Source organism: Pedococcus ginsenosidimutans (assembly GCF_039544395.1).
Taxonomy (GTDB): domain Bacteria; phylum Actinomycetota; class Actinomycetes; order Actinomycetales; family Dermatophilaceae; genus Pedococcus; species Pedococcus ginsenosidimutans.
Genome location: NZ_BAABLO010000012.1, coordinates 79,579 through 101,517, shown reverse-complemented (window position 1 = coordinate 101,517; position 21,939 = coordinate 79,579). Strand labels below are relative to the sequence as shown.

Annotated in this window: 22 protein-coding genes; 8 read left to right on the top strand and 14 right to left on the bottom strand. The window is 72.3% G+C overall.

The window, feature by feature from the left end; genetic code table 11:
* Position 1: 1 nt before the first annotated feature.
* Complete coding sequence (locus ABEA42_RS15070) at positions 2 to 409, bottom strand: thiol-disulfide oxidoreductase DCC family protein (protein WP_345504619.1); 408 nt, start codon at positions 407 to 409, stop codon at positions 2 to 4.
* 37 nt (positions 410 to 446) lie between these two features.
* Here ABEA42_RS15070 and ABEA42_RS15065 point away from each other — a divergent pair, with 37 nt between their 5' ends.
* Positions 447 to 944 carry a hypothetical protein gene (locus ABEA42_RS15065; protein WP_345504618.1) on the top strand — a complete coding sequence of 166 codons (498 nt, stop codon included), beginning with the start codon at positions 447 to 449 and terminating at the stop codon, positions 942 to 944.
* A gap of 768 nt (positions 945 to 1,712) precedes the next feature.
* Here ABEA42_RS15065 and ABEA42_RS15060 read toward each other — a convergent pair.
* The gene (locus ABEA42_RS15060; RefSeq protein ID WP_345504616.1) at positions 1,713 to 2,339 is read right to left on the bottom strand and encodes an HIT family protein; all 627 of its coding nucleotides are present in this window, start codon (positions 2,337 to 2,339) and stop codon (positions 1,713 to 1,715) included.
* A gap of 71 nt (positions 2,340 to 2,410) precedes the next feature.
* Here ABEA42_RS15060 and ABEA42_RS15055 point away from each other — a divergent pair, with 71 nt between their 5' ends.
* The gene (locus tag ABEA42_RS15055) at positions 2,411 to 2,887 is read left to right on the top strand and encodes a GNAT family N-acetyltransferase (RefSeq protein WP_345504614.1); all 477 of its coding nucleotides are present in this window, start codon (positions 2,411 to 2,413) and stop codon (positions 2,885 to 2,887) included.
* Positions 2,888 to 3,004: 117 nt separating this feature from the next.
* Here the strand turns inward: ABEA42_RS15055 and thrS are convergent, their stop codons facing one another.
* Positions 3,005 to 4,990, bottom strand: coding sequence for a threonine--tRNA ligase (thrS, locus tag ABEA42_RS15050; RefSeq protein ID WP_345504613.1), 1,986 nt, complete (start codon positions 4,988 to 4,990; stop codon positions 3,005 to 3,007).
* Between the two features lie 164 nt (positions 4,991 to 5,154).
* Here thrS and ABEA42_RS15045 point away from each other — a divergent pair, with 164 nt between their 5' ends.
* The 4 genes from ABEA42_RS15045 to ABEA42_RS15030 all read left to right on the top strand — a co-directional run bounded on the left by ABEA42_RS15045 (position 5,155) and on the right by ABEA42_RS15030 (position 9,222).
* On the top strand, positions 5,155 to 5,589 hold the full coding sequence (locus ABEA42_RS15045) for a Fur family transcriptional regulator (RefSeq protein ID WP_345504611.1): 435 nt from the start codon (positions 5,155 to 5,157) through the stop codon (positions 5,587 to 5,589).
* Between the two features lie 103 nt (positions 5,590 to 5,692).
* Positions 5,693 to 7,882, top strand: coding sequence for a catalase/peroxidase HPI (gene katG / locus ABEA42_RS15040; protein WP_345505035.1), 2,190 nt, complete (start codon positions 5,693 to 5,695; stop codon positions 7,880 to 7,882).
* A 120-nt stretch (positions 7,883 to 8,002) separates the two neighbouring features.
* A complete protein-coding gene (locus tag ABEA42_RS15035; protein ID WP_345504609.1) occupies positions 8,003 to 8,659 on the top strand; it encodes an NAD(P)-binding oxidoreductase in 657 nt (218 codons plus the stop codon).
* A 2-nt stretch (positions 8,660 to 8,661) separates the two neighbouring features.
* On the top strand, positions 8,662 to 9,222 hold the full coding sequence (locus ABEA42_RS15030; protein WP_345504608.1) for a GNAT family N-acetyltransferase: 561 nt from the start codon (positions 8,662 to 8,664) through the stop codon (positions 9,220 to 9,222).
* A 55-nt stretch (positions 9,223 to 9,277) separates the two neighbouring features.
* On the opposite strand, the gene ABEA42_RS15025 is transcribed toward ABEA42_RS15030, so the two are convergent.
* The 5 genes from ABEA42_RS15025 to ABEA42_RS15005 form a co-directional block, all read right to left on the bottom strand.
* Entirely contained in the window at positions 9,278 to 9,700 is a 423-nt protein-coding gene (locus ABEA42_RS15025) for an Ig-like domain-containing protein (RefSeq protein ID WP_345504606.1), read from the bottom strand.
* A gap of 145 nt (positions 9,701 to 9,845) precedes the next feature.
* The gene (locus ABEA42_RS15020; RefSeq protein WP_345504604.1) at positions 9,846 to 11,066 is read right to left on the bottom strand and encodes an FUSC family protein; all 1,221 of its coding nucleotides are present in this window, start codon (positions 11,064 to 11,066) and stop codon (positions 9,846 to 9,848) included.
* A gap of 47 nt (positions 11,067 to 11,113) precedes the next feature.
* On the bottom strand, positions 11,114 to 11,977 hold the full coding sequence (locus ABEA42_RS15015; RefSeq protein WP_345504603.1) for a MaoC family dehydratase: 864 nt from the start codon (positions 11,975 to 11,977) through the stop codon (positions 11,114 to 11,116).
* Between the two features lies 1 nt (position 11,978).
* Entirely contained in the window at positions 11,979 to 13,322 is a 1,344-nt protein-coding gene (locus ABEA42_RS15010; protein WP_345504602.1) for a 3-oxoacyl-ACP reductase, read from the bottom strand.
* Positions 13,322 to 14,611: an acetyl-CoA C-acetyltransferase gene (locus ABEA42_RS15005; RefSeq protein WP_345504601.1), complete on the bottom strand. Its 1,290-nt coding sequence runs from the start codon at positions 14,609 to 14,611 to the stop codon at positions 13,322 to 13,324. The genes ABEA42_RS15010 and ABEA42_RS15005 overlap by 1 nt, the downstream gene beginning before the upstream one ends.
* 76 nt (positions 14,612 to 14,687) lie before the next feature.
* Here ABEA42_RS15005 and ABEA42_RS15000 point away from each other — a divergent pair, with 76 nt between their 5' ends.
* Together ABEA42_RS15000 and ABEA42_RS14995 are read left to right on the top strand one after the other, a co-directional pair.
* Positions 14,688 to 15,404, top strand: coding sequence for a TetR/AcrR family transcriptional regulator (locus tag ABEA42_RS15000; RefSeq protein WP_345504599.1), 717 nt, complete (start codon positions 14,688 to 14,690; stop codon positions 15,402 to 15,404).
* Entirely contained in the window at positions 15,401 to 17,317 is a 1,917-nt protein-coding gene (locus ABEA42_RS14995; RefSeq protein WP_345504597.1) for an acyl-CoA dehydrogenase family protein, read from the top strand. The genes ABEA42_RS15000 and ABEA42_RS14995 overlap by 4 nt, the downstream gene beginning before the upstream one ends.
* 7 nt (positions 17,318 to 17,324) lie before the next feature.
* Here ABEA42_RS14995 and ABEA42_RS14990 read toward each other — a convergent pair whose 3' ends face one another.
* The 6 genes from ABEA42_RS14990 to ABEA42_RS14965 are packed head-to-tail and all read right to left on the bottom strand — an operon-like array spanning position 17,325 to position 21,897.
* Positions 17,325 to 17,744 carry a VOC family protein gene (locus tag ABEA42_RS14990; protein WP_345504596.1) on the bottom strand — a complete coding sequence of 140 codons (420 nt, stop codon included), beginning with the start codon at positions 17,742 to 17,744 and terminating at the stop codon, positions 17,325 to 17,327.
* Positions 17,744 to 19,045 carry a cyclopropane-fatty-acyl-phospholipid synthase family protein gene (locus tag ABEA42_RS14985; RefSeq protein WP_345504594.1) on the bottom strand — a complete coding sequence of 434 codons (1,302 nt, stop codon included), beginning with the start codon at positions 19,043 to 19,045 and terminating at the stop codon, positions 17,744 to 17,746. The genes ABEA42_RS14990 and ABEA42_RS14985 overlap by 1 nt, the downstream gene beginning before the upstream one ends.
* Positions 19,042 to 20,457, bottom strand: a complete 1,416-nt coding sequence (locus tag ABEA42_RS14980) for an FAD-binding oxidoreductase (RefSeq protein WP_345504592.1) — start codon at positions 20,455 to 20,457, stop codon at positions 19,042 to 19,044. The genes ABEA42_RS14985 and ABEA42_RS14980 overlap by 4 nt, the downstream gene beginning before the upstream one ends.
* Positions 20,458 to 20,489: 32 nt before the next feature.
* Positions 20,490 to 20,837 carry a hypothetical protein gene (locus ABEA42_RS14975; RefSeq protein ID WP_345504590.1) on the bottom strand — a complete coding sequence of 116 codons (348 nt, stop codon included), beginning with the start codon at positions 20,835 to 20,837 and terminating at the stop codon, positions 20,490 to 20,492.
* Between the two features lie 2 nt (positions 20,838 to 20,839).
* Positions 20,840 to 21,100, bottom strand: a complete 261-nt coding sequence (locus ABEA42_RS14970) for a DUF6295 family protein (RefSeq protein WP_345504588.1) — start codon at positions 21,098 to 21,100, stop codon at positions 20,840 to 20,842.
* Positions 21,101 to 21,102: 2 nt separating this feature from the next.
* Complete coding sequence (locus ABEA42_RS14965) at positions 21,103 to 21,897, bottom strand: dienelactone hydrolase family protein (protein ID WP_345504586.1); 795 nt, start codon at positions 21,895 to 21,897, stop codon at positions 21,103 to 21,105.
* Positions 21,898 to 21,939 lie beyond the last annotated feature (42 nt).

The following is a 21,939-nucleotide window of genomic DNA, read 5'->3' as shown; positions in this document are numbered from 1 at the left end:
CCTACTGAGGCTGGGCCGGGATGCCGGGCGCGCACGCCGGGGTGCCACCGGGGAGCGCATAGCGGTGGTCGGCGACCCAGGCGTAGACGCGGGCGGCCACTGCCGAGACGCCCGGCAGGGTGAGCAGGTGCCCCAGCGGCCGCCACAGGGGCGCACCGTGGGTCAGGCCCGCGGCGATGGCGCGGTGCCCGGCCACGACCGACCCGTCGCGCCGCACGAACTGGGCCGCCTCGATGCAGTCGGCCTCGGTCACGCCGAGCGGGGCGAGGTCGAGCTCCTGCCAGGGCTGCACGTCGTAGCGGTGGCGCCGGTCGACCCACCGGGAGACGAACCGTGCACTGGTCGTGCAGAAGCCGCAGTCCCCGTCGAAGATGAGCAGGCCTCGTTCCCTGTCCCTGGCCATGTCCATGGCCGAAGTCTCTCATCCGCGTGGCACCATGACGGCCATGAGGGGGCGCTCGCCGGACACACTGGGTCCGTACTCGGTGCTGTGCCGGCTGGCGACCACGGCCGCCGTGGTGACCACCGTCTGCCTCGGCACGTGGGTCGGCAACGACCAGTGGTGGCCGTTCGGGCCGATGTCGCAGTACGCGTTCTCGGTCAGGAACGACGGCGTCATCAACTCCCTCACCATGGACGCGCTCACCGTCGACGGCGAGGTGGTGAGGGTGCCGCTGTCCAAGGAGATGATCGGCATCGAGCGCTCCGAGATCGAGGGCCAGGCCCCGCGGATCATCGCCGAGCCGGCGCTGCTCCAGGACGTGGCGATGCTGCACCGCCGCCGACTCCCGCGCGAGTCCGCCTACGTGACGATCTGGCTGCGCAACACCTCCACCCACATCCCCACCGGCGACACCACCACCTCCACCCTCGCCACCTGGCAGGTGCGCGACCCCCTCGCGCCACGGCCGAGCGGCATACCGGGCGGGACGGACGCGCGGTGAACGCGGTCGAGCGCTTCCTCGTCCCTGCCGTGCCGCTGGCCCGGGTCGCGTGGCTGCGGCACGTCATCTACCCGTTCGTCCTGCTCGACGTGCTGTGGATCGTCACCGACCCCATCCCCCACGGCGACGTGCCGCCGAGCCTCTACCGCGGGCTCGCCGTCCGCGACGTCCTGCACCTGCCCGCGCCGTCGCACACCTACGTCAGGGTGCTGCTGGGCGTGATCGTCCTCAGCGCGCTGGTGGCGGCGACGGGGCGCCTCCCGCGCCTCGCCGGGTGGGTCTGCGCGGTCGGGATGCTCGACTGGGTGAGCAACGCCTTCGCCTACTCCAAGGTCGACCACGACCACTTCGCCCTGGTGCTGGCGCTCTTCGTGCTGCCGACCGCCGGACGGGCACGGGTCGCCGACGTCGACGTGCGTTCGCAGGCCGCCGGGTGGGCGGTCCGCATGGTGCAGGTCGGAGCCGTCTGCATCTACTGGCTCTCGGCCAGCGCGAAGATGCGCTTCGGCGGATGGGGCTGGGCCAACGGCGCCACCTTGATCTGGGCACTCACCCGGCGACCCAACGGCATCGGCCCCTGGGTCGGCTCCCACCCGGCGCTCACGCACGCGTTGCAGTGGGTGGTGCTCGTGGCCGAGTTCTGCTCGCCGGTGCTCCTGTGGCTGCGCAGCCGCGCCCTGTACGCGGGCCTCGCCTTCTGGGCCGGGTTCCACCTGAGCACCTACCTGATGCTCAAGATCCACTTCCTGCCGCTGGTCGTGTGCCTGCTCAGCTTCCTGCCGCTGGAGCGGATCGGTCCGTGGTGGGCCACGCGTCCGTGGGCTGGTCGTCGCCGGATGCGGCACGAGCCGAAGCGGCCGGCCACGCCGCCCCGAGCCGGCTCCGGACGTCCTCCAGCAGCATCGGAAGAGCTTTCGTCTGCCCGATGATGGGCAGGAAGTTCATGTCGCCGCCCCAGCGCGGTACGACGTGCTGGTGCAGGTGGGCCTGCACCCCGGCACCGGCGACGGCGCCCTGGTTCATGCCGATGTTGTAGCCCATCGGCTGCGAGGTCGCGTCCAGCGCCCCGATGGCCTCCTTCGTGAGGCGTGCGAGCTCGACGGTCTCCTCGTCGGTGAGGTCGACGTAGAGGGACACGTGCCGGTAGGGGCAGACCAGGACGTGACCGGGGTTGTACGGGAACAGGTTCATGACGACGTAGCAGTGCTCACCGCGGTGGACCACCAGCCCCTCGGCGTCGCCTCGCCCCGGGGCCGCGCAGAACGGGCAGCCGTCTCCGGCGTCCTCGCTCGGCCGCTCGCCGGAGATGTAGGCCATCCGGTGGGGGGTCCAGAGCCGCTCGAACCCGTCCGGGACGCTCGCGAAGTCGGTGTCCGGCTCGGGTGCGCGCTCCATGCCCCGATCCTATGCAGCACCCCGGCCGCGGGCCGTGCCGACGGCGCGGGACGGCCCGACACAATGGCGCAGTGACCATCGACACCGAGCCCGCGCGCGCCTCCATCCGCCGCGGCACCCCCACCGACGCCCCGGAGCTGGCCGAGCTGTTCTGGCAGGTGCGCACCGAGTCGGTCCCGCGCATCCCGATGATCGTCCACCCGCGCGAGAGCGTGCTGCCGTTCGTCGAGCACGTGCTGCTGGGCGAGTTCGAGGTCTGGGTCGCAGAGTCGGGCGGCCGGCTCGTCGGGTTCCTGGCCGTGGTCGAGCCCGACGTCCTGGGCCACCTGTACATCCGGGCGGAGCGCACCGGTCGCGGGCTCGGGTCCCGGCTGGTCGAGGTGGCCAAGGACCGCTTCCCCGAGGGACTGCAGCTGTGGGCTTTCCAGAGCAACCTCGACGCCCTGCGCTTCTACGAGCAGCACGGGTTCGTCCCGGTCGAGCAGACCGACGGCGACAACGAGGAGGGCGCCCCAGACGTGCGGATGGTGTGGCGCCCCACCCAGTGAGCGACGCGCCGTACCCGGCACCCACCGGGTGAGCAGGAAGTGCCGGAACCCGGAGCGGGTTCCGGCACTTCGCGCTCACCGGGTCGGGACGGCGGCTGCGTCCCGACCCGGCCGTGCTCAGACCTGGACGCGCGACTCCACGGCGGCGACGACCTCGGCGATCGCGTCGGCGACCGGCACGCCGTTCTTCTGCTCGCCACTGCGGTAGCGGAAGGACACGGCACCGGCCGAGCGGTCCTCCTCGCCGGCGATGAGGGTGAACGGCACGCGCGACTTGCTGGCGTTGCGGATCTTCTTGGGGAACCGGTCGTCGCTGTCGTCGATCTCGACGCGGATCCCCTTGCGCCGCAGCTGGTCCGCCACGTCGTGCAGGTAGTCGGAGTACTCCTCCGCGACCGGCACCATGAGGACCTGCACCGGGGAGAGCCAGGGCGGGAACGCGCCGGCGTAGTGCTCGACGAGCACGCCGAGGAACCGCTCGATGGAGCCGAACTTGGCCGAGTGGATCATCACCGGCTGCTGGCGCGAGCCGTCGGCAGCCTGGTACTCCAGCCCGAAGCGCTCGGGCTGGTTGAAGTCGTACTGGATGGTCGACATCTGCCAGGTGCGGCCGATCGCGTCGCGGGCCTGGACCGAGATCTTCGGGCCGTAGTAGGCCGCGCCGCCGGGGTCCATGACGAGCTCGAGGCCCGACTCGGTGGCCACGTCGCGCAGCACCTCGGTGGCGTGCTCCCACTGCTCGTCGGAGCCGATGAACTTGTCCTTCTTGTCGCCCTCGGTCTCGCGGGTCGACAGCTCCAGGTAGTAGTCGTCCATCCCGAAGTCACGCAGCAGGGACAGCACGAAGTCCAGGAGGTGCTTGATCTCGCCGGGGGCCTGCTCGGCGGTGACGTAGGAGTGGGAGTCGTCCTGGGTCATCCCTCGCACACGGGTCAGGCCGTGCACGACGCCGGACTTCTCGAACCGGTAGACCGACCCGAACTCGAACAGCCGCAGCGGCAGCTCACGGTAGGAACGGCCGCGCGAGCGGAAGATGAGGTTGTGCATGGGGCAGTTCATCGCCTTGAGGCGGTACTCGGTGCCTTCGAACTCCATCGCCGGGAACATGGTGTCCGCGTAGTAGGGCAGGTGCCCCGAGGTGTGGAACAGCCCGTCCTTGCTGATGTGGGGGGTCCCGACGTACTGGAAGCCCTCCTCGATGTGCCGGCGGCGGACGTAGTCCTCCATCTCGCGCTTGATCACCCCGCCCTTGGGGTGGAAGACCGCCAGGCCGGAGCCGAGCTCGTCGGGGAAGCTGAACAGGTCCTGCTCCGCGCCGATCTTGCGGTGGTCGCGCTTCTCCGCCTCGGCAAGGCGGTCGAGGTAGGCCTTGAGCTCGTCCTTGGTGGCCCACGCGGTGCCGTAGACCCGCTGCAGCTGCGGGTTCTTCTCGCTGCCGCGCCAGTAGGCGCCACCGCTGCGCATGAGCTTGAACGCGTTGCCGAGCACCTTGGTGGTGGGCACGTGCGGGCCGCGGCACAGGTCACCCCAGGCACGGGTGCCGTCACGCTTGACGTTGTCGTAGATGGTCAGCTGGGCGCCGCCCACCTCCACGTCGGCGCCTTCCGCCGCCTCGCCGGCGGCTCCGCCCTTGAGGCCGATGAGCTCGATCTTGTAGGGCTCGTCGGCCAGCTCCACGGCGGCGTCGGCGTCGCTGACCTCGCGGCGCACGAAGGTCTGCCCCTCGTTGACGATGCGCTGCATGACCTTCTCGAGCGCCTTGAGGTCCTCGGGGGTGAAGGCCTCCTCGACGTCGAAGTCGTAGTAGAAGCCGTCGCGCACGGGCGGCCCGATCCCGAGCCGTGCCTTGGGGTTGACCTCCTGCACCGCCTGCGCGAGGACGTGGGCGGCGCTGTGCCGCAGCACGTCGAGGCCGTCCTGCTCCGCGGCGGTGACCGGCTCGACGACGTCGCCGTCGGCCACGACGTGCGCGAGGTCGCGCAGCTCGCCGTTGACGCGGGCGACCAGGACCGCGCGGTCACCCTCGAACAGGTCGGCGGCAGTGGTCTGCTCCGGCACCTGTCGCTCGCTCCCGGCGATGGTGACGGTGATCTGGGCAGACACGTGCGTTCTCCTTGCTTCGTGGGTGGGACGAGGTCCCCTCGGTGTGCGGTCCGCGGGTGCCCGCAGACAGCCCCTCGATGCTATCGGCCGGGTCCTCGCCGGTGCGCGCGAGATACCTGTCGCGGATTCTTGACTCGTTCCAGATCAGCCGCAAGACTCGCCCCATGACGCCTCCCCCGGCCGTCCACCCGGACGAGCTCCCGCAGCTGCTGCGGGACGCCGGGCTGAGGGTGACCCGTCCCAGGGTGGCCGTGCTGGGTGCCGTGCACGCGCTCCCCCACTCCGACACCGACTCGCTCATCGCCGCAGCGCGCCGCGACGTGCCCGATGTGTCGCACCAGGCGGTCTACGACTGCCTCAGCGCCCTCACCCGCTCGGGCCTCGTGCGCCGTATCCAGCCGCCCGGCTCGGTCGCGCGCTACGAGTCCCGGGTCGGCGACAACCACCACCACGTCGTCTGCCGCGCCTGCGGCACCATCGCCGACGTCGACTGCGCCGTCGGCCACGCGCCGTGCCTGACGGCGTCGCAGGACCACGGCTTCACCATCGACGAGGCCGAGGTCGTCTACCGCGGCCTGTGCCCCGACTGCGCTCCCTGACCACCACAGCTCCACCCACCACCCCGTCCGGAAGGAAGTCATGTCCGACCAGAACCACGAGAGCAACACCAACGCCGAGGGCCACGAGACCCGCGTCGGTGAGATGAACGAGAGCGACCGCAAGTGCCCGGTCGTGCACGACCGCGCGCCCGAGCCCGCCCAGGGCGGCGGCAACCGCGGCTGGTGGCCCGAGCGCCTCAACGTCAAGATCCTCGCGAAGAACCCTGCCGTCGCGAACCCCTACGGCGAGGACTTCGACTACGCCGCCGCGTTCTCGTCCCTCGACCTGGCCGAGGTGAAGAAGGACATCGCGCAGGTCATCACCACCTCCCAGGACTGGTGGCCCGCTGACTTCGGCAGCTACGGCCCGTTCATGATCCGCATGGCGTGGCACAGCGCCGGCACGTACCGCGTGCAGGACGGCCGCGGTGGCGCGGGTGCGGGGCAGCAGCGCTTCGCCCCCCTCAACAGCTGGCCTGACAACGCCAACCTCGACAAGGCCCGCCGCCTGCTGTGGCCGGTCAAGAAGAAGTACGGCCGCAACCTGTCGTGGGCCGACCTCATGGTCCTGACCGGCAACGTGGCGCTGGAGACCATGGGCTTCGAGACCTTCGGCTTCGCCGGCGGCCGCGCGGACGTGTGGGAGCCCGACGAGGACGTGTACTGGGGCCCGGAGACCGAGTGGCTCGGCGCCGAGCGCTACACCGGTGACCGTGAGCTCGAGAACCCGCTCGCCGCGGTCCAGATGGGCCTGATCTACGTCAACCCCGAGGGCCCCGACGGCGAGCCCGACCCGCTGCGCTCGGCCCGCGACATCCGCGAGACGTTCGGCCGCATGGCCATGAACGACGAGGAGACGGTGGCCCTGATCGCCGGCGGCCACACCTTCGGCAAGACGCACGGTGCGGCCGACCCCGACGAGTACGTCGCGGACGAGCCCGAGGGCGCACCCCTGGAGCAGATGGGCCTGGGCTGGAAGAACAGCTTCGGCACCGGCAAGGGCGCCGACACCATCACCAGCGGCATCGAGGTCACCTGGACCCCGACGCCGACCCAGTGGGACAACAGCTTCTTCGAGACCCTCTTCGGGTACGAGTGGGAGCTGACCAAGAGCCCGGCGGGAGCCCACCAGTGGAAGCCCAAGGACGGCGCCGGTGAGGGCACCGCGCCGCACGCCCACGACGCCTCCAAGCGGATCGCGCCCAACATGCTCACGACCGACCTCGCCCTGCGCGTCGACCCCGTCTACGAGCAGATCTCCCGCCGCTTCCTGGAGAACCCGCAGGAGTTCGCCGACGCCTTCGCCCGCGCGTGGTTCAAGCTGACCCACCGCGACATGGGTCCCGTGGCCCGCTACCTCGGCCCCGAGGTCCCCACTGAGGAGCTGCTGTGGCAGGACCCGCTGCCCCAGCCGTCCGGTGAGCCGATCACCGCGGAGGACGTCGCGTCGCTGAAGGCTGCCATCGCCGACACCGGCCTGTCGGTCTCCCAGCTCGTCTCGACGGCCTGGGCGTCCGCCGCCTCGTTCCGCGGCAGCGACAAGCGCGGTGGCGCCAACGGTGCTCGCGTCCGCCTCGCGCCGCAGAACGGCTGGGAGGTCAACAACCCGGCGCAGCTCGCGACCGTGCTGCGCACCCTCGAGGGCGTGCAGGAGTCGTTCAACGCCAAGGGCGGTCGCCAGGTCTCCCTCGCCGACCTCATCGTCCTCGCCGGCGGCGTGGGCGTCGAGCAGGCAGCCAAGGCGGCCGGTCGCGACATCGAGGTGCCGTTCACCCCGGGTCGTGTCGACGCGAGCCAGGAGCAGACCGACGTCGAGTCGTTCGCGTGGCTCGAGCCGCGGGCCGACGGCTTCCGCAACTACCCGGGCAAGGGCCACCGCCTCGGCGCGGAGTACCAGCTGCTCGACCGGGCCAACCTGCTTACCCTGAGCGCGCCCGAGATGACGGTGCTCGTCGGTGGACTGCGCGTCCTCGGGACGAACTACGACGGGTCGAGCCTGGGCGTCCTCACCGACGCCCCCGGCACGCTGACGAACGACTTCTTCGTCAACCTGCTGGACCTCGGCACGCAGTGGACCTCCACCTCCGAGGACGCCTCGACGTTCGAGGGCCGGGACGCCTCCGGCCAGGTCCGGTGGACCGGGACGCGCGCCGACCTCGTCTTCGGGTCCAACTCCGAGCTGCGGGCGCTGGCCGAGGTCTATGCCAGCGACGACGCGCGGGGCCGGTTCGTCGACGAGTTCGTCGCGGCCTGGACCAAGGTGATGGAGCTCGACCGGTTCGACGTCGCCTGACGACCGACCCATCTGGACCACGAGTGCCTCGGGGCCGTCGGACGCACCACGCGTCCGGCGGCCCCGCGCCATACCCGGGCCGGCCGCGCGGTCGGGCCGCCGAGGTTGTAGACAAGGACCATGATCGTCGCCATCGCCGGAGGACACGGACAGATCGCCCTGCTGCTGGAGAAGGAGCTCACCGCCCGCGGCCACGAGGCCGTCGCACTGGTGCGCAACCCGGACCACGTGCCGGACGTGGAGAAGCAGGGCGCACGGGCCGAGGTCGTCGACCTCGAGCACACGACCGTCGAGGCGCTGGCGGCGGCTGTCGCCGGGGCGGACGCCGTGGTCTTCGCCGCGGGGGCCGGCCCCGACAGCGGCGCGGCTCGCAAGGAGACCGTCGACCGCGGCGCTGCGGTGCTCCTCGCCGACGCCGCGGTCGCCGCAGGGGTCGAGCGCTACGTCATGGTGTCGTCGATGGGCGCCGACTCCGCGGACCCCGACTCCGACGACGTCTTCCAGGTCTACCTTCGGGCCAAGGGCGCGGCAGACGCCGACCTGCGGGCGCGCGACGAGCTGGCCTGGACCATCGTGCGCCCCGGCCGCCTCACCGACGAGCCGGCCGCCGGCCGGGTGCAGGTGGGAGAGTCCGTCGGTCGCGGCGAGGTGCCCCGCGCGGACGTCGCCGCGCTGATCGCCGAGCTGCTGAGCACCGGGGGCGGCATCCGGGCGCAGGTCGAGGTCGTGGGTGGACCGGTGCCGGTCGCCGAGGCCGCAGCGGCACTTCGCGACTGACCTTGGGCGACCACGAGACCTCCGGGCAGGGCGCCACGGGGCAGCAGGACACTGCTCCGGAACGTACGGTGCGCCTGGCCGCCACCGCGTTCGGAGACCCCGACGTGCAGCAGCTCGTCGCAGAGGTGCAGGGCTACTACGTCAGCATCTACGGCGGTCCTGACGACTCCCCCATCGACCACGACGAGTTCACCTCGCCGGACGGCCACTTCGTGCTCGTCCGCGACGACGAGGGTCCTGTCGCCATGGGCGGCTGGCGGCGCAGACCCGACCTCGACGAGCGTTTCGGCATGACCACTGCCGAGGTGAAGCGGATGTACGTCACCCCGCGTGCCCGGCGCCGCGGTATCTCGCGGCTCGTCCTCGACGAGCTCGAGGCCACCGCAGCGGATGCCGGCGTCGCGATGCTCGTCCTGGAGACGGGGGTCATCCAGCAGGACGCGATCGCCCTCTACACGTCCAGCGGCTACACCCGGACGGTCGACTTCGGCCACTACGCCGACTCCGAGCTGTCGCGCTGCTACGCGAAGCGCCTCCCGACCCACCCTTCGCGGTCGAGCTGAGCGCTGCGTCGCCGGTCCTGGTCGCGGGGTGGCCCGGACCAGGCCCGGCTCGGCCTCACTTGAAGGTCAGGTAGCCGTGGTCGGAGGCTCCCCCCGCCGTGGCGGTGACGGTGACCTTCTGGCCGCGTTTGGGGCGGGTGACCACGAGCTCGGCCGAGCAGACGCCGCTGCTGTTCGTGACGCACGGGTTCTGGGCCAGCCGGAACTTCGCGTTGGCAGCGGAGTCGGTCCACTGCACGGTCACTCCCCTCGCCGCGGTCCCGTCGCTCTTGCGCACCTTCGCGGTGAACGTCTGGGTGCCGTCGGGGACGTAGTTGAGGCAGGAGTCCGGTGCCAGCTGTCTCTCCGGCTGGCTCTTGGGCACCGAGCAGGTCACGGTCACCGAGTACGAGCCGGCGGCCTGCGCAGGTGCAGCGAGGATGCCGAGGGGCACCAGTGCCAAGGCCCCCGCGGCCGCTAGATGTGCGGATCTGGGCATGACATGGAAACTAGGGCGTCCGCGGGCAGAACGCGTCCGTCGAACGAACTAGGTCGTCAGCGGGACATCTCCACTGCCCGGAGTGCCCCCTTCGACCTGCTTGGGCCCCCGGCCCGCCTGGTGCCCCCGGGAGTGCGGCCACGACTCAGCGGATGCCGACGATCCTGCGTCCAGGCTTGCGGATGGGGCCGCTGTCGGTCGGCATGACGGCGCGTTCGCCGTGCACCTGGAGCTCCCGGATGAGGCGCTGGGCGTCGAGCAGCAGCGAGCCGTACGCGGGCCACGCCCGAGGGTCCTCGAGCTCGGTCTCGCGGACCTGGTTGCCGAGGTCCTCGATGATCTCCATGGCCGACCCGAGGTAGCCGGACACGGCCTCCCGCTCGTTCTCCTCGGGCCGCCCGAAGTGCGAGACGGCACCGGCGACCTTGTCGAGCACGTCCGCGTAGCACTCGAGGAACTGCTGGGTCGGCGACGGTTGGCTCTCGTCCTCGTCGGCGGCGTCGACCAGCGTGCGCGCGATGCCGGAGACCTGCCACTGGGTGCGGCGGACCGCTTCGACCGCCTGCGCGTAGCCCGTCCAGTCGATCTCGAGGCCACGCAGGTTGTCGCGCGGGTTGAACCGCAGGCTCTCCCTGCCGGTCTCGATCTCGGCCTGGATGGCGGGCGCGAGCTGCACGAGCTCGGTGCTCGTGTCGTACCACCCTCGCGCGTCGTCGCCGTCCCAGCCCTCCCGCAGCCCGGCGGCGATGTCGTTGAGCAGGCGGCACACCCGCGCGTTGAGGGTCTTGATCTGCTCGCGTGGCTGCTGCACGTGCAGGGGCGCCAGGACGACCGCGTTGGTCAGCACCCCGATCACGCCACCGGCGAGGGTCTCGACGATGGTGAGGTAGGTGAACTCCATGTCCGTGCCGCCGACCGTCAGCAGGGACAGCAGCACCATCGTCGGCACCTGGATGCCGTGGTCACCGAGGCGGCGCCAGCGGGCGATCAGCAGGGCGAGGTAGAGCACCGGGAGCATCGTCCACCAGTGGACGCCCACGACCGACCCGACCAGCCAGGCCGCGCTCATGCCCACGACCACGGCCACGACACGCTGGGCGCTCGCACCGATCGAGCGGACCATCGTCCGGTCCACGACGAGCAAGGCCGCCATGGGTGCGTAGAACGGGTTGGGGCTGTCGAGCACCCTGACGGCGAACTGCCACGCGAGCACGGTCGCGAGGGCGGCCTTGCCCATGAGCAGCGCGGCGTCCCGCTGGGGGCCCGCGTGCCGGACCGCGTTGCGTGCGTCGCGGTCCCACGCCCGCAGGACCTCGATGACGCGGGTCGGCCAGGCTGCCGACGGCTGTTCGGCCGAAGAGTGCATCCCGCCGACGATAGGCGGGGACCCGCGCCCGCCGCGAATCGGGGACGTCAGGTGCGCAACTCCAGGACCAGGTGCTCGCGCTGCGGGGCAGGACCTGACACCAGGCCCGCGACCACCCTGCCTGCACGGTCGTCGACGACGAGCTCGACGGTCGACGGCAACAGCACGGGCTTGCGGAACCACACCGACGACGAGGACGGGCCGTCGGCCCGCGGGCCCAGCGCCGCGATCGTGCGCGCCGCGGTCCACATGCCGTGCGCGATGGCCCGCGGGAAGCCCATCGCCCTTGCGCTCCAGGCATGGAGGTGGATCGGGTTCACGTCGCCGGACACGGCGGCATACCGGCGGCCCAGGTCCTCGGGCAGCCGCAGGAGTCCTGCCGGGGGACCTTCCGGAAGCGGCGGGGCCGGGCGAGCCGTGCGGTCCGGCCCCTCCGCCGCCACCGTGCGACCGCTACCGCGCCTCAGGTAGGTGCTGCGCCCCTCCCACACCCTGTCGCCGCCGACCTCGACCTCGGTGACCAGGTCGACGAGCGTCCCCCTGGGGTGGGGCCGGAGGTCCTCGGCGTACACGGTCAGGTCGAGCCGGTCGTCGGCCGTGAGCCTTCGGTGGACCGTGATGTGGTTCTCGACGTGCACCAGGCCCGGAAGGGCCAGGGGGAACTCGCGGTCGGCCATGAGGGAGACCTGGAGCGGGAAGCCGAGCACGTGCGGGTAGGTGTGGGGCAGCACGTCTCCCCCGGCGAACCGGCACAGGTGCTGGTAGTCGAGCAGGGCGCCGCGGTCGACCTCGACGCCGGCGAGCCGCAGGGCGTGGTTCGGCAGCTCACCGCCGCGACCCTTCTGCGTCACGGCGGCCCGGGCGAACAACGGCCCCAGCGCCGGTGCGGACGCGACCTCGCGCAGCTCCACCTCAGGCCCCCAGCAGGCTCTGGCCGCAGACCCGGACGACGTTGCCGGTGACCCCGGCGTTGGCGTCCTGGCTGAACCACGCGATCGTCTCCGCCACGTCGACGGGCAGGCCGCCCTGGCTCAGCGAGTTGAGCAGCCGGCCGACCTCGCGCGTGGCAAAGGGCACCTTGGCGGTCATCTCGGTCTCGATGAACCCGGGCGCGACCGCGTTGACCGTGATGCCGCGGGCGCGGAGGTCGTCGTCGGCCGAGAGCGCGTCGACGAGCCCGATGACGCCCGCCTTGGAGGCCGCGTAGTTGACTTGGCCGCGGTTGCCCGCGATACCGGCGATCGACGACACGAGCACGACGTGGCCACCGTCGCGGATCCCGTTCTCCCCCAACAGGACCTCGTTCATCCGCAGGATGGATCCGAGGTTGACGTCGAGCACCGAGGCCCAGCGCGCCTCGTCCATGTTGGCCAGCAGCTTGTCGCGGGTGATACCGGCGTTGTGCACGACGACGTCGAGGCCGCCGTGGCGGGTCGTGGCGTGGTCGAGGATCCGCTGCCCGGCGTCCGGCGCCGTGACGTCGACCTGCAGCGCGGTGCCACCGACGCGGTTGGCCGTGCGCGCCAGCGCCTCACCTGCGGCCGGGATGTCCACGCAGACCACGCGGGCACCGTCACGGGCCAGCACCTGGGCGATCGAGGCGCCGATACCGCGCGCGGCACCGGTCACCACGGCAACCTTGCCGGCCAGCGGGAGGGCCCAGTCCGCGGGTTCTGCGGGCGCGCCTGCCCCGACCCGCACCACCTGCCCGTCGACGTAGGCGGCCCGGCCCGAGAGCAGGAACCGCAGGGTGGCGTCGGCGTTGCCCTCCGCGCCCCGGGCCACGAGGACCAGGTTCGCCGTCGCCCCGGCGCGCAGCTCCTTGCCGACCGACCGGCTGATGCCCTCGAGCGCACGCCGTGCCGCGGCCTGCGCGACGGTGGACGCCTCGGCGGGGTCGGCACCGACGAGCACCACGCGACCCGAGGGCCGCAGGGCCTTGACCGCCGGGCCGAGGACGTCCCGTACCACGGCCAGGTCGGCCGGCCCGTGCACGGCCGTGAGGTCGAGCACCACGGCGCCCACCTTGGAGCCCGCGGGCGGCGAGGCCACGACCTCGACGTCCTCGCGGGCGAGGAGGTCACGCACCCGGGCGGCCACGGGGGCGTCGTCGAGGCCCGCGACGAGCACCGGCGCCTCGACGAGGGGCGCGTCGGCGGAGTACCGGCGCAGCCGCACGGGGCGGGGCAGCCCCAGCTGGGCGGCCAGGCGCGCGCCGACGGCGCTGTTGACGAATCCTGCGTAGGCGCCGGCCATCACGCGGCCTCGAGGATCGCCATGACGCCCTGACCACCGGCCGCACAGATCGAGATGAGGCCGCGTGCGCCAGATCCCTTCTCGTGCAGGGCTTTCGCCAACGAGGCGACGATGCGTCCTCCCGTGGCCGCGAACGGGTGACCGGCCGCGAGGGAGGACCCGTTGGCGTTGAGCCGGCTCCGGTCGACCGCGCCCACGGGGGTGTCGAGGCCGAGGCGGTCGCGGCAGAACGACTCGCTCTCCCAGGCCGCGAGGGTGCACAGCACGGTCGCGGCGAACGCCTCGTGGATCTCGACGAGGTCGAAGTCCTGGAGCTTCATGCCCTGGCGCTCGAGCAGGTGGGGCAGGGCGTAGGCAGGAGCCATGAGCAGTCCCTCGTGACCCGTCACGTAGTCCACCGCCGCGGTCTGCGCGTCGACGACGTGGGCGAGCACGGGCAGGCCGCGCTCGGCCGCCCACTCGTCACTGCCGAGGAGGACGACCGAGGCACCGTCGGTGAGCGGGGTCGAGTTGGCCGCCGTCATCGTGGCGTCGTCGCCGCGCCCGAAGACCGGCCGCAGCCCGGCCAGCTTCTCCACCGACGAGTCGGGGCGCAGGTTCTGGTCACGGGGCAGCCCGAGGTAGGGAGTGACGAGGTCGTCGAAGAAGCCGCGGTCGTACGCGGCGGCGAGGTTGCGGTGGCTGTCGACGGCGAGCTGGTCCTGCGCCTCACGCGTGACGCCCCACTGCGCGGCCGTCTGCGCCATGTGTTCCCCCATCGACAGGCCCGTGCGGGGCTCGACGTTGCGCGGGATCTCCGGGACGACCTGGCCCGGGCGCAGCCGGGACACGGCCTTGAGCCGCTGGGCGGGGGTCTTGGCCCGGTTGAGCGCGAGGAGCGCCTGGCGCAGGCCCTCGTGGACGGCGATCGGGGCGTCGGAGGCGGTGTCGGTGCCGCCCGCGATCCCGGAGTCCACCTGGCCGAGCGCGATCTTGTTGGCGACGAGGACGGTCGCCTCCAACCCGGTGCCGCACGCCTGCTGCACGTCGTACGCCGGCGTCGTGGCCGCGAGGCTCGACCCGAGGACCGACTCGCGGGTGAGGTTGAAGTCACGGCTGTGCTTGAGCACCGCGCCGGCGGCCACCTCGCCCACGTGCTCGCCGGCGAGGCCGTGCCGGGCGACGAGCCCCTCGAGCGCGGCGGTGAGCATGTCCTGGTTGGACGCCTTCGCGTAGGCGCCGTTGGCCCGGGCGAAGGGGATGCGGTTGCCGCCGATGACGGCGGCGCGACGGGGCGCGGTGCTGGCCACGAGTGCTCCTGGGTTCGTCGTGATTACTGGCTACGGACGGTAGCAGGTACAGGTCGTACCTGCTACCGTCCCCACCGTGGGCACGAACACCGACGGCCGCAGCACCCGCTGGGACGAGCACCGCGCCACCCGGCGCCGCGAGCTCGTCGAAGCCACGCTGCGCGCCATACGCCAGCACGGGGCGAGCGTGGGCATGGACGACATCGCCGCCGTGGCCGGCACGTCCAAGACGGTCTTCTACCGCCACTTCACCGACCGGGCGGGGCTGTACGCCGCGGTGTCCGAGAGCGTCGACGCGCGCATCCTGCGCGACCTCCGCGCCGCCATCGGGGTCGGCGGCCTCGACCTCACCGCGGCACCCGGCACGCCCCGCGCCCTCGTCGCCGCAGCCGTGGACGCCTACCTCGCGCTGGTCGAGCGGGACCCCGAGGTCTACCGCTTCGTGGTCAGCGCACCCCTGCTCGACCGGCCACCGGGCGGCGACCCCGCTCTCGCCGTGACCAGCCACATCGCCGAGCAGATGTCGGCGGTCTTCGCAGCCGCACTGGTGGCCGCCGGGCGCAGCGACGCCGCCGCCCCCGTCTGGGGCGCCGGGGTCGTGGGCATGGTCCGCGCGGCCGCCGACCAGTGGCTCGCGGACCCTTCGCGCACGTCACGCACCGACCTCACCGAGCACCTCACGGACCTCGCGTGGGGCGGCCTGTCCGCCGCCTGGCCCGACCGGTCCCACCCCGACACCACGACCGCCCACCCGCACCCGACCGACACGTCGCAGACCCGGGAGACCCGATGACCGACCTCGCCACCGAGCTTCGCCACGTCCTGGACGGCCGCTGGGCCCACGTCCGCGAGGAGGCCAGGACCGACCTGTCCCCCGCCGACTTCGCCCCTCCCCGTGAGGAGCTCACGATGGAGGAGTACCGCGCCCGCGTCGCGGAGCAGGTGCAGAAGATCGCCGCGACCGGGCACCCGGCCCGCGGCTTCGCGACGGAGGTCGGGGGCAACGGCGACCTCGGCGGCTCGGTGACCGCGTTCGAGATGCTCGGCCACGCCGACCTGTCGGTCATGGTCAAGGCGGGAGTCCACTGGGGTCTGTTCGGGGGCGCCGTGGCGAACCTCGGCACCGCCGCCCACCACGCGGAGTACCTGCCCCGGATCATCGACGCGACGCTGCCGGGCTGCTTTGCGATGACGGAGACCGGCCACGGCTCGGACGTGCAGTCCCTCGGCACCACGGCGACCTACGACCCCGACACCGACGAGCTCGTCGTCCACACCCCCGACCTGCGCAGCCGCAAGGACTACATCGGTGGCGCTGCCCGCGACGGCCGGCTCGCGGCGGTGTTCGCGCAGCTGGTCACCGGTGGGGAGGGCCACGGCGTGCACTGCGTGCTCGTGCCCATCCGCGACGAGCACGGCGCGCCGGTGCCGGGGGTCACCATCGGCGACTGCGGCGCCAAGGCGGGGCTGGCCGGGGTCGACAACGGGCGGCTGTCCTTCGACCACGTGCGGGTGCCGCGCACCAACCTGTTGAACCGGTACGGCGACATCGACGAGCAGGGGCACTACACCTCCCCCATCGACAACCCGACCCGCCGCTTCTTCACCATGCTCGGCACCCTCGTCCGGGGGCGCGTCAGCGTGGCCGGCGCCGCCGGTTCCGCGACCCGGACCGCGCTGGCGCTCGCCGTGACGTATGCCGGGCACCGGCGCCAGTTCGCCCCTCCCGGGGCGGACGAGGAGGTCGTGCTGCTCGACTACCGGGCCCACCAGCGCAAGCTGCTCCCGGCCCTGGCCACGTCCTACGCCCTCCAGCTGGCCCAGAACGAGCTCGTCTCGCTCATGCACGACGTGCAGAGCCAGGGCGACGGGGCCGACGAGCACCGCCAGCGCGAGCTCGAGGCCCGTGCCGCCGGCATCAAGGCGGTCGCGACGACCCACGCCACGACGACGATCCAGATGTGCCGCGAGGCCTGCGGCGGCGCGGGGTACCTCGCGGTGAACCGGCTGCCGGCGCTCAAGGCGGACACCGACGTGTTCACGACCTTCGAGGGCGACAACACGGTCCTGCTCCAGCTCGTCGCCAAGGGTCTGCTCACCGACTACCGCGACGCCTTCGGCGACCTCGACACCCTGGGCATGGTCCGTTTCGGCGCCCGGCAGCTGACCGGCGTGGTCATCGAGCGGACCGCTGCCCGCGGCCTGGTCCAACGGCTCATCGCTGCCGCGCCGGGACGCGACAGCGAGAAGGGACCGACCGACCGGGGCTGGCAGCTCGACCTCTTCGAGGACCGCGAGAAGCACCTGCTGGAGACCCTGGCGCGGCGGCTGCGCAAGGCCGGCAAGCCCGGCGCCGACGCGTTCGGCGTCTTCAACGACGCCCAGGACCACGTGGTCGAGGCGGCTCGTGCCCATGTCGACCGGACCGTCCTGGAGGCGTTCGTCGCAGCCATCGACGCGTGCACCGACCGGGCCGCTGCGGCGATGCTGGGCACCGTCTGCGACCTCTACGCGCTGTCGACGATCGAGGCGCACAAGGGCTGGTACCTCGAGCACGGCCGCATCACCCCGGCCCGGAGCAAGCAGGTCACCGCCGCCGTCAACGACCTCTGCGCCGTGCTGCGCCCGCACGCCCAGACGCTCGTCGACGCCTTCGGGATCCCGCGGGAGTGGCTGGGTACGGAGCTGCTCGAACCGGTGGCCTGAGCGGCACCTAGCCGCGCAGCAACGTCCGGCCGTCCTCGGTGATCGTCCAGAACGGGTTGTGCGCGACCTCCCACGGGTGGCCGTCGGGGTCGAGGAAGATCCCCGAGTAGCCACCCCAGGCCGTCTCCGCACCCGGGCGCCCGATCGTCGCGCCCGCCCCTCGCGCCTCGTCGAGTACCGCGTCCACCTCGGCGACGCTGCGCACGTTGAGGGCCAGGGTCACCCCGCCCCAGCCGCCGCCGTCGGTCACGGCAGAGTCCTCGGCCAGCGAGGTGCGGTCCCACAGGGCGACGACGAGGCCGCCGCACTGGAAGAACACCACGTCCTCGTCGTCGTTGCCGCGCTGCCAGCCGAGCGCGGAGTAGAACGCCTCGGCGCGGGCCAGGTCGCCCACGCCGAGGGTGACCAGCGAGAGCCGCTGGTCCATCAGCCCTGCCACCAGGGGCGCAGGGGCAGGCCGGCCGATCCCTTGTCGCCCAGCTTGACGGCCAGCACCTGGTGCAGCTGCACGACGTTGCGCTCGAACCCGAGCTGCGACCCGGCCATGTACAGGCCCCAGACCCGTGCCGTCGCCTCGCCGACCTCGGCGACGCAGGCGTCCCAGTTGTCGCGCAGGTTGTCGCACCAACCGGCCAGGGTGCGGGCGTAGTGCTCGCGCAGGTTCTCCTCGTGGCGCACCTCGAGCCCGACGTCCTGGATGGCGCTGATGATCGTGCCCGACCCGGTCAGCTCGCCGTCCGGGAACACGTAGCGGTCGATGAACGCCCCCGTCGAGGTTCGCCGGTTGTCGGGCCGGGTGATGCAGTGGTTGAGGAGCAGACCGCCCTCGCGCAGCTTGGAGTCGATGAACCGGAAGTAGGACGGGTAGTTGCGGACGCCGATGTGCTCGGTCAGCCCGATCGAGGACACCGCGTCGAACCCGGTCTCGGTGACGTCGCGGTAGTCGGAGTGCCGGACCTCGGCGAGGTGGGACAGCCCCTCGCGCTCGATGGCCTCGCGGGCCCAGGACGCCTGCTCGGCCGACAGGGTCGCCCCGATCACGCGCACGCCCCGGCGCGCGGCGTAGCGGACCATGCCACCCCAGCCACAGCCGATGTCGAGCAGCCGGTCGCCCTCCTTGAGGCGCAGCTTGTCGAAGACGAGCCGGTACTTGTTCTCCTGCGCCTCCTCCAGCGTCGCCGACTCGGTCGGGTAGGCGGCGCAGGTATAGGTCATCGACGGACCGAGCACCTTCTCGTAGAACGTGTTGGACACGTCGTAGTGGTGGTGGATGGCCTCCGCGTCACGGGTGCGCGTGTGGCGCAGCCCCTCGGCCACGCGACGCCAGCGGGGCAGGGTCTCCTGCGGCGGGGGCGGCGGCGGCTTGAGCAGCTCGATACCGAGCGAGCGCGCGATCGTGGCGGCGGTGCGGGCGGAGGGCACCTGGAAGTGCACCTCGCCCAGGGCAGAGAGCAGCGGGTAGGGGTTCCCCGGGTGGACCCCGACCAGCTCGAGGTCGCCGGCGACGTAGGCACGCGCCATACCGAGGTCGCCGGGGGCCGTCGCGAGGTAGCTCGCACCGCGCGGGGTGCGCAGGTGGAGGCCGAACTCGGCGTCCTCGGGACCGGTGCGCGACCCGTCGTAGGCGCTGAAGCGCAGGGGCACCTCCCCCGTGGTCACGGTGTCGAGGATCTCGGCCATCGACAGCCTGGTGCCCGAGTCGGGCTGGTTGCTCTTGAGGATCGTCACTTGCGTCGCACCGCCTTGGAGTAGAGATCGAGCAGTCGGGAACCGGGGTCGTAGTGGCGCTTGAGGTCGGCGTAGGTCTCGCCGCCGTAGAGCCGCCAGAACTCATCCTCGCTGTAGAACGCGTCGGAGTAGAGGGACTTGTGGCCGTCGAGCCGAGTGACCTCCGTCTCGATGAGCCTGTTGGTCGCGCCCGGGTCGGCCGGGTCACGAGGGACGCTGGACCAGAAACCCACGTTGACGTAGGTCTCCCCGGGCCGCAGCGGGTACAGGGGCCACTGGTCGTGGCTGCGCACCGGGCAGAGCCAGACCGGCTCGATGGGGACCTCGCGCAGGAACCAGTGGAGGAACTCCGCGGTGCGGCCCAGCGGCACCTCGATGTCCTGCACCACGCGCTCGCGCGGCGGTCGCCCCTTGCGCGCCTCGAGCCGGTCGGCGACGTCGAACCGGTGGTCGAGCGCGATGAGCTTCCAGTAGAAGGCGCTGCGCCGCAGCCTCCGCGGCCAGAACCTGCGCACCCAGCGGTTCTGGGTGCCGAAGGCGCGGCTGCACCAGAACCAGTCGGTGTCCCAGCGCCACAGGTAGTCGTGGGTGGTGAGCAGGTCGGTGCGCGGGGCCGGCCCGTCGTGCTGCAGGGACCGGTAGTAGATGTCCATGCCGGTGTAGTCGCTGGTCGGCCCGGTCAGCGGCGACTTGGTGCCGAGGGTGAGGTAGGACTCGGTGGCCGAGAAGACCACGCCGTCGAGGTAGTCGACCTCGACCCCGTCGTGCTCGCCGGTGTCGACGATCCGGCCGATCGTGGCGACCAGCTCGTCGAGGTCGTGGAAACGCAGGTGCCGCAACGCGACTGCCGGGTCGACCTCCTCCAGGGAGATGCGCAGCCGGGTGGCGTAGCCGAGGGTGCCGTAGGAGTTGGGGAACCCGTGGAACAGGTCGGAGTGCTCCCCCTCGGGCCGGGCGGTGACGATCTCGCCGGACCCGGTGAGGATGTCCATCTCCAGGACCGACTCGTGGGGCAGGCCGTTGCGGAACGACGTGGACTCGATGCCGAGGCCCGTCACGGCGCCACCGAGGGTGATCGTCTTGAGCTGGGGCACCACCAGCGGCGCCAGGCCGTGCGGCAGCGTCGCGTCGACGAGGTCCTCGTAGGTGCACATGCCCTGCACATCGGCCGTGCGCGCCTCGGGGTCGACGGAGATGACACCGGTCAGGCCCGAGACGTCGAGGCCCGGGGCATCGGTACGGGCGCGGGCCCGGAAGAGGTTGGAGGTCTTCTTGGCCAGGCGTACGGGCGCGTCCGCAGGTATGGCGCGGTAGCTCGCGGCCAGTGCGGCCACCGCCCGCGCGTGCGCCGCCGCGCGCCCCGTCGAGGGCGTCACCTGCTCCCCGGCCCCTGCCGTCGTGGAATCAGCCACCCGTGGACCCTATGCCGCCGCCGTCGTGGCCGTCACGCGGGTTCCCGACCGGTGGTCACGGGGTCGCCCACGCCGATCCTGCCGGGTGCCGTGACGTCCGCGTACACCCCCGGGCAGTCACGCGCCGTACCGGTCACCGCGAGGGCGACCTCACCCACCCGCAGCCCCGAGCCGATGGCGGCCACCAGCTCGGCCGCGGGCAGCGAGACCACGAGGTTGGCGCGGAGGTCGTCGCGGTCGTCCTCCGCCGCGACGACGTGCACGGGCGCCTTCTTGCGACGGTCGCCCTCGAGCCCCTCCGGGCCGACGATGGCCGTCCGGTGGTCGTGGCCGGGTTCGCCCTTGACGGGGTAGGTGCGGATCCCGAGCAGCTCCGCCACGCTCAGACCCCGGCCGGCGCGGAGTCCAGGGCCGTGCGGATGGCGGCGACCAGGCGCTCTGCCGACTCCCGGGTCAGCTCCACGGCCAGGCGGGCGCCCGGGCCCCTGGACGGGTCGGACAGGTCGATGTTGAGGCTGTGCTCGGCCATGACGTGGACCGGGTGGTCGTAGTAGACGGTGGCGTCGCTGACGTGGAACCACTGGCCGCCCGGGCCCTTGGCGCTGGCGTCGACGCTCTCGGTGACGGTGGCGTAGGTGCACATCCTCAGGCCCCCTCTGGGGTCGCGGACGGCTGGTCGGCCCCGGTCGAGGGGTCGCCGCCGGACAGGTGCGTGGCGAAGAAGTCCCTGATCCGCTCCCAGCCGTCGTTCGCCGCGGCGACCCGGTAGGAGGGGCGGTCGGTCGCGAAGAAGGCGTGCCCGGCGTCCTGGTAGGAGTGCAGCTCGTGCGGCTTGCCGAGGCGGGTGAGGATCTCCTCGAGCTCGGCGACGTGTTCGGGGCTCGGCGTCCGGTCCTCCACCCCGAAGAGCCCGAGCAGCGGCGCCCGCAGCGACGGCAGGTCGTCGACGAGGTTGGTCACGCGCAGCGGGAAGCCCTCCGGCGGCTCGCCGGTCACGAACGCGCCGTAGCAGTCGACCGCCGCGTCGACGTCCGTCCGGCAGGCCGCCAGCACGCTCTGCCGGCCGCCCGAGCAGTAGCCGATCACGCCGACCCGGCCGTTGCTCGTGGGCAGGGAGCGCAGGTGTGCCGCGGCCCCCGCCACGTCGCCGACCAGCCGCGCGTCGGGCACCCCGCCGGCGGCACGGGCGGTGGCCGCGGCGTCGTCCGGGGCGGCCCCCGGCGCCTCGCGCCAGTAGAGGTTGGGGCAGATGGCGTCGTAGCCCATCTCGGCGAACCGGCGCACGATCTCCTTGGTGGCCCGGTCGTAGCCGGGCATGTGGTGGATGACGACGACGCCGCCGCGGGGGCTGTCCCCGTCCGGCCGGGCCAGGTAGGCCTCGACCTCGTCGCCGCCGTCGCCGGTGATGCGGATGGTCGTCGCACGCAGGGAGTCGCTCACCCGTCGGATGCTATGCCCGGCCCTCGCGGCCGGCGCAGGGAC

What these genes read in the sequence shown, in the direction of transcription:
- ABEA42_RS15060 (WP_345504616.1), bottom strand. Translation starts at nt 2,339, where the DNA reads ATGGAGCGCGCACCCGAGCCGGACACCGACTTCGCGAGCGTCCCGGAC.
- ABEA42_RS15070 (WP_345504619.1), bottom strand. Translation starts at nt 409, where the DNA reads ATGGACATGGCCAGGGACAGGGAACGAGGCCTGCTCATCTTCGACGGG.
- katG (WP_345505035.1), top strand. Translation starts at nt 5,693, where the DNA reads ATGAACGAGAGCGACCGCAAGTGCCCGGTCGTGCACGACCGCGCGCCC.
- ABEA42_RS15065 (WP_345504618.1), top strand. Translation starts at nt 447, where the DNA reads ATGAGGGGGCGCTCGCCGGACACACTGGGTCCGTACTCGGTGCTGTGC.
- ABEA42_RS15045 (WP_345504611.1), top strand. Translation starts at nt 5,155, where the DNA reads ATGACGCCTCCCCCGGCCGTCCACCCGGACGAGCTCCCGCAGCTGCTG.
- ABEA42_RS14995 (WP_345504597.1), top strand. Translation starts at nt 15,401, where the DNA reads ATGACCGACCTCGCCACCGAGCTTCGCCACGTCCTGGACGGCCGCTGG.
- ABEA42_RS14970 (WP_345504588.1), bottom strand. Translation starts at nt 21,100, where the DNA reads ATGTGCACCTACGCCACCGTCACCGAGAGCGTCGACGCCAGCGCCAAG.
- ABEA42_RS15010 (WP_345504602.1), bottom strand. Translation starts at nt 13,322, where the DNA reads ATGGCCGGCGCCTACGCAGGATTCGTCAACAGCGCCGTCGGCGCGCGC.
- ABEA42_RS14990 (WP_345504596.1), bottom strand. Translation starts at nt 17,744, where the DNA reads ATGGACCAGCGGCTCTCGCTGGTCACCCTCGGCGTGGGCGACCTGGCC.
- ABEA42_RS15025 (WP_345504606.1), bottom strand. Translation starts at nt 9,700, where the DNA reads ATGCCCAGATCCGCACATCTAGCGGCCGCGGGGGCCTTGGCACTGGTG.
- ABEA42_RS15035 (WP_345504609.1), top strand. Translation starts at nt 8,003, where the DNA reads ATGATCGTCGCCATCGCCGGAGGACACGGACAGATCGCCCTGCTGCTG.
- ABEA42_RS15020 (WP_345504604.1), bottom strand. Translation starts at nt 11,066, where the DNA reads ATGCACTCTTCGGCCGAACAGCCGTCGGCAGCCTGGCCGACCCGCGTC.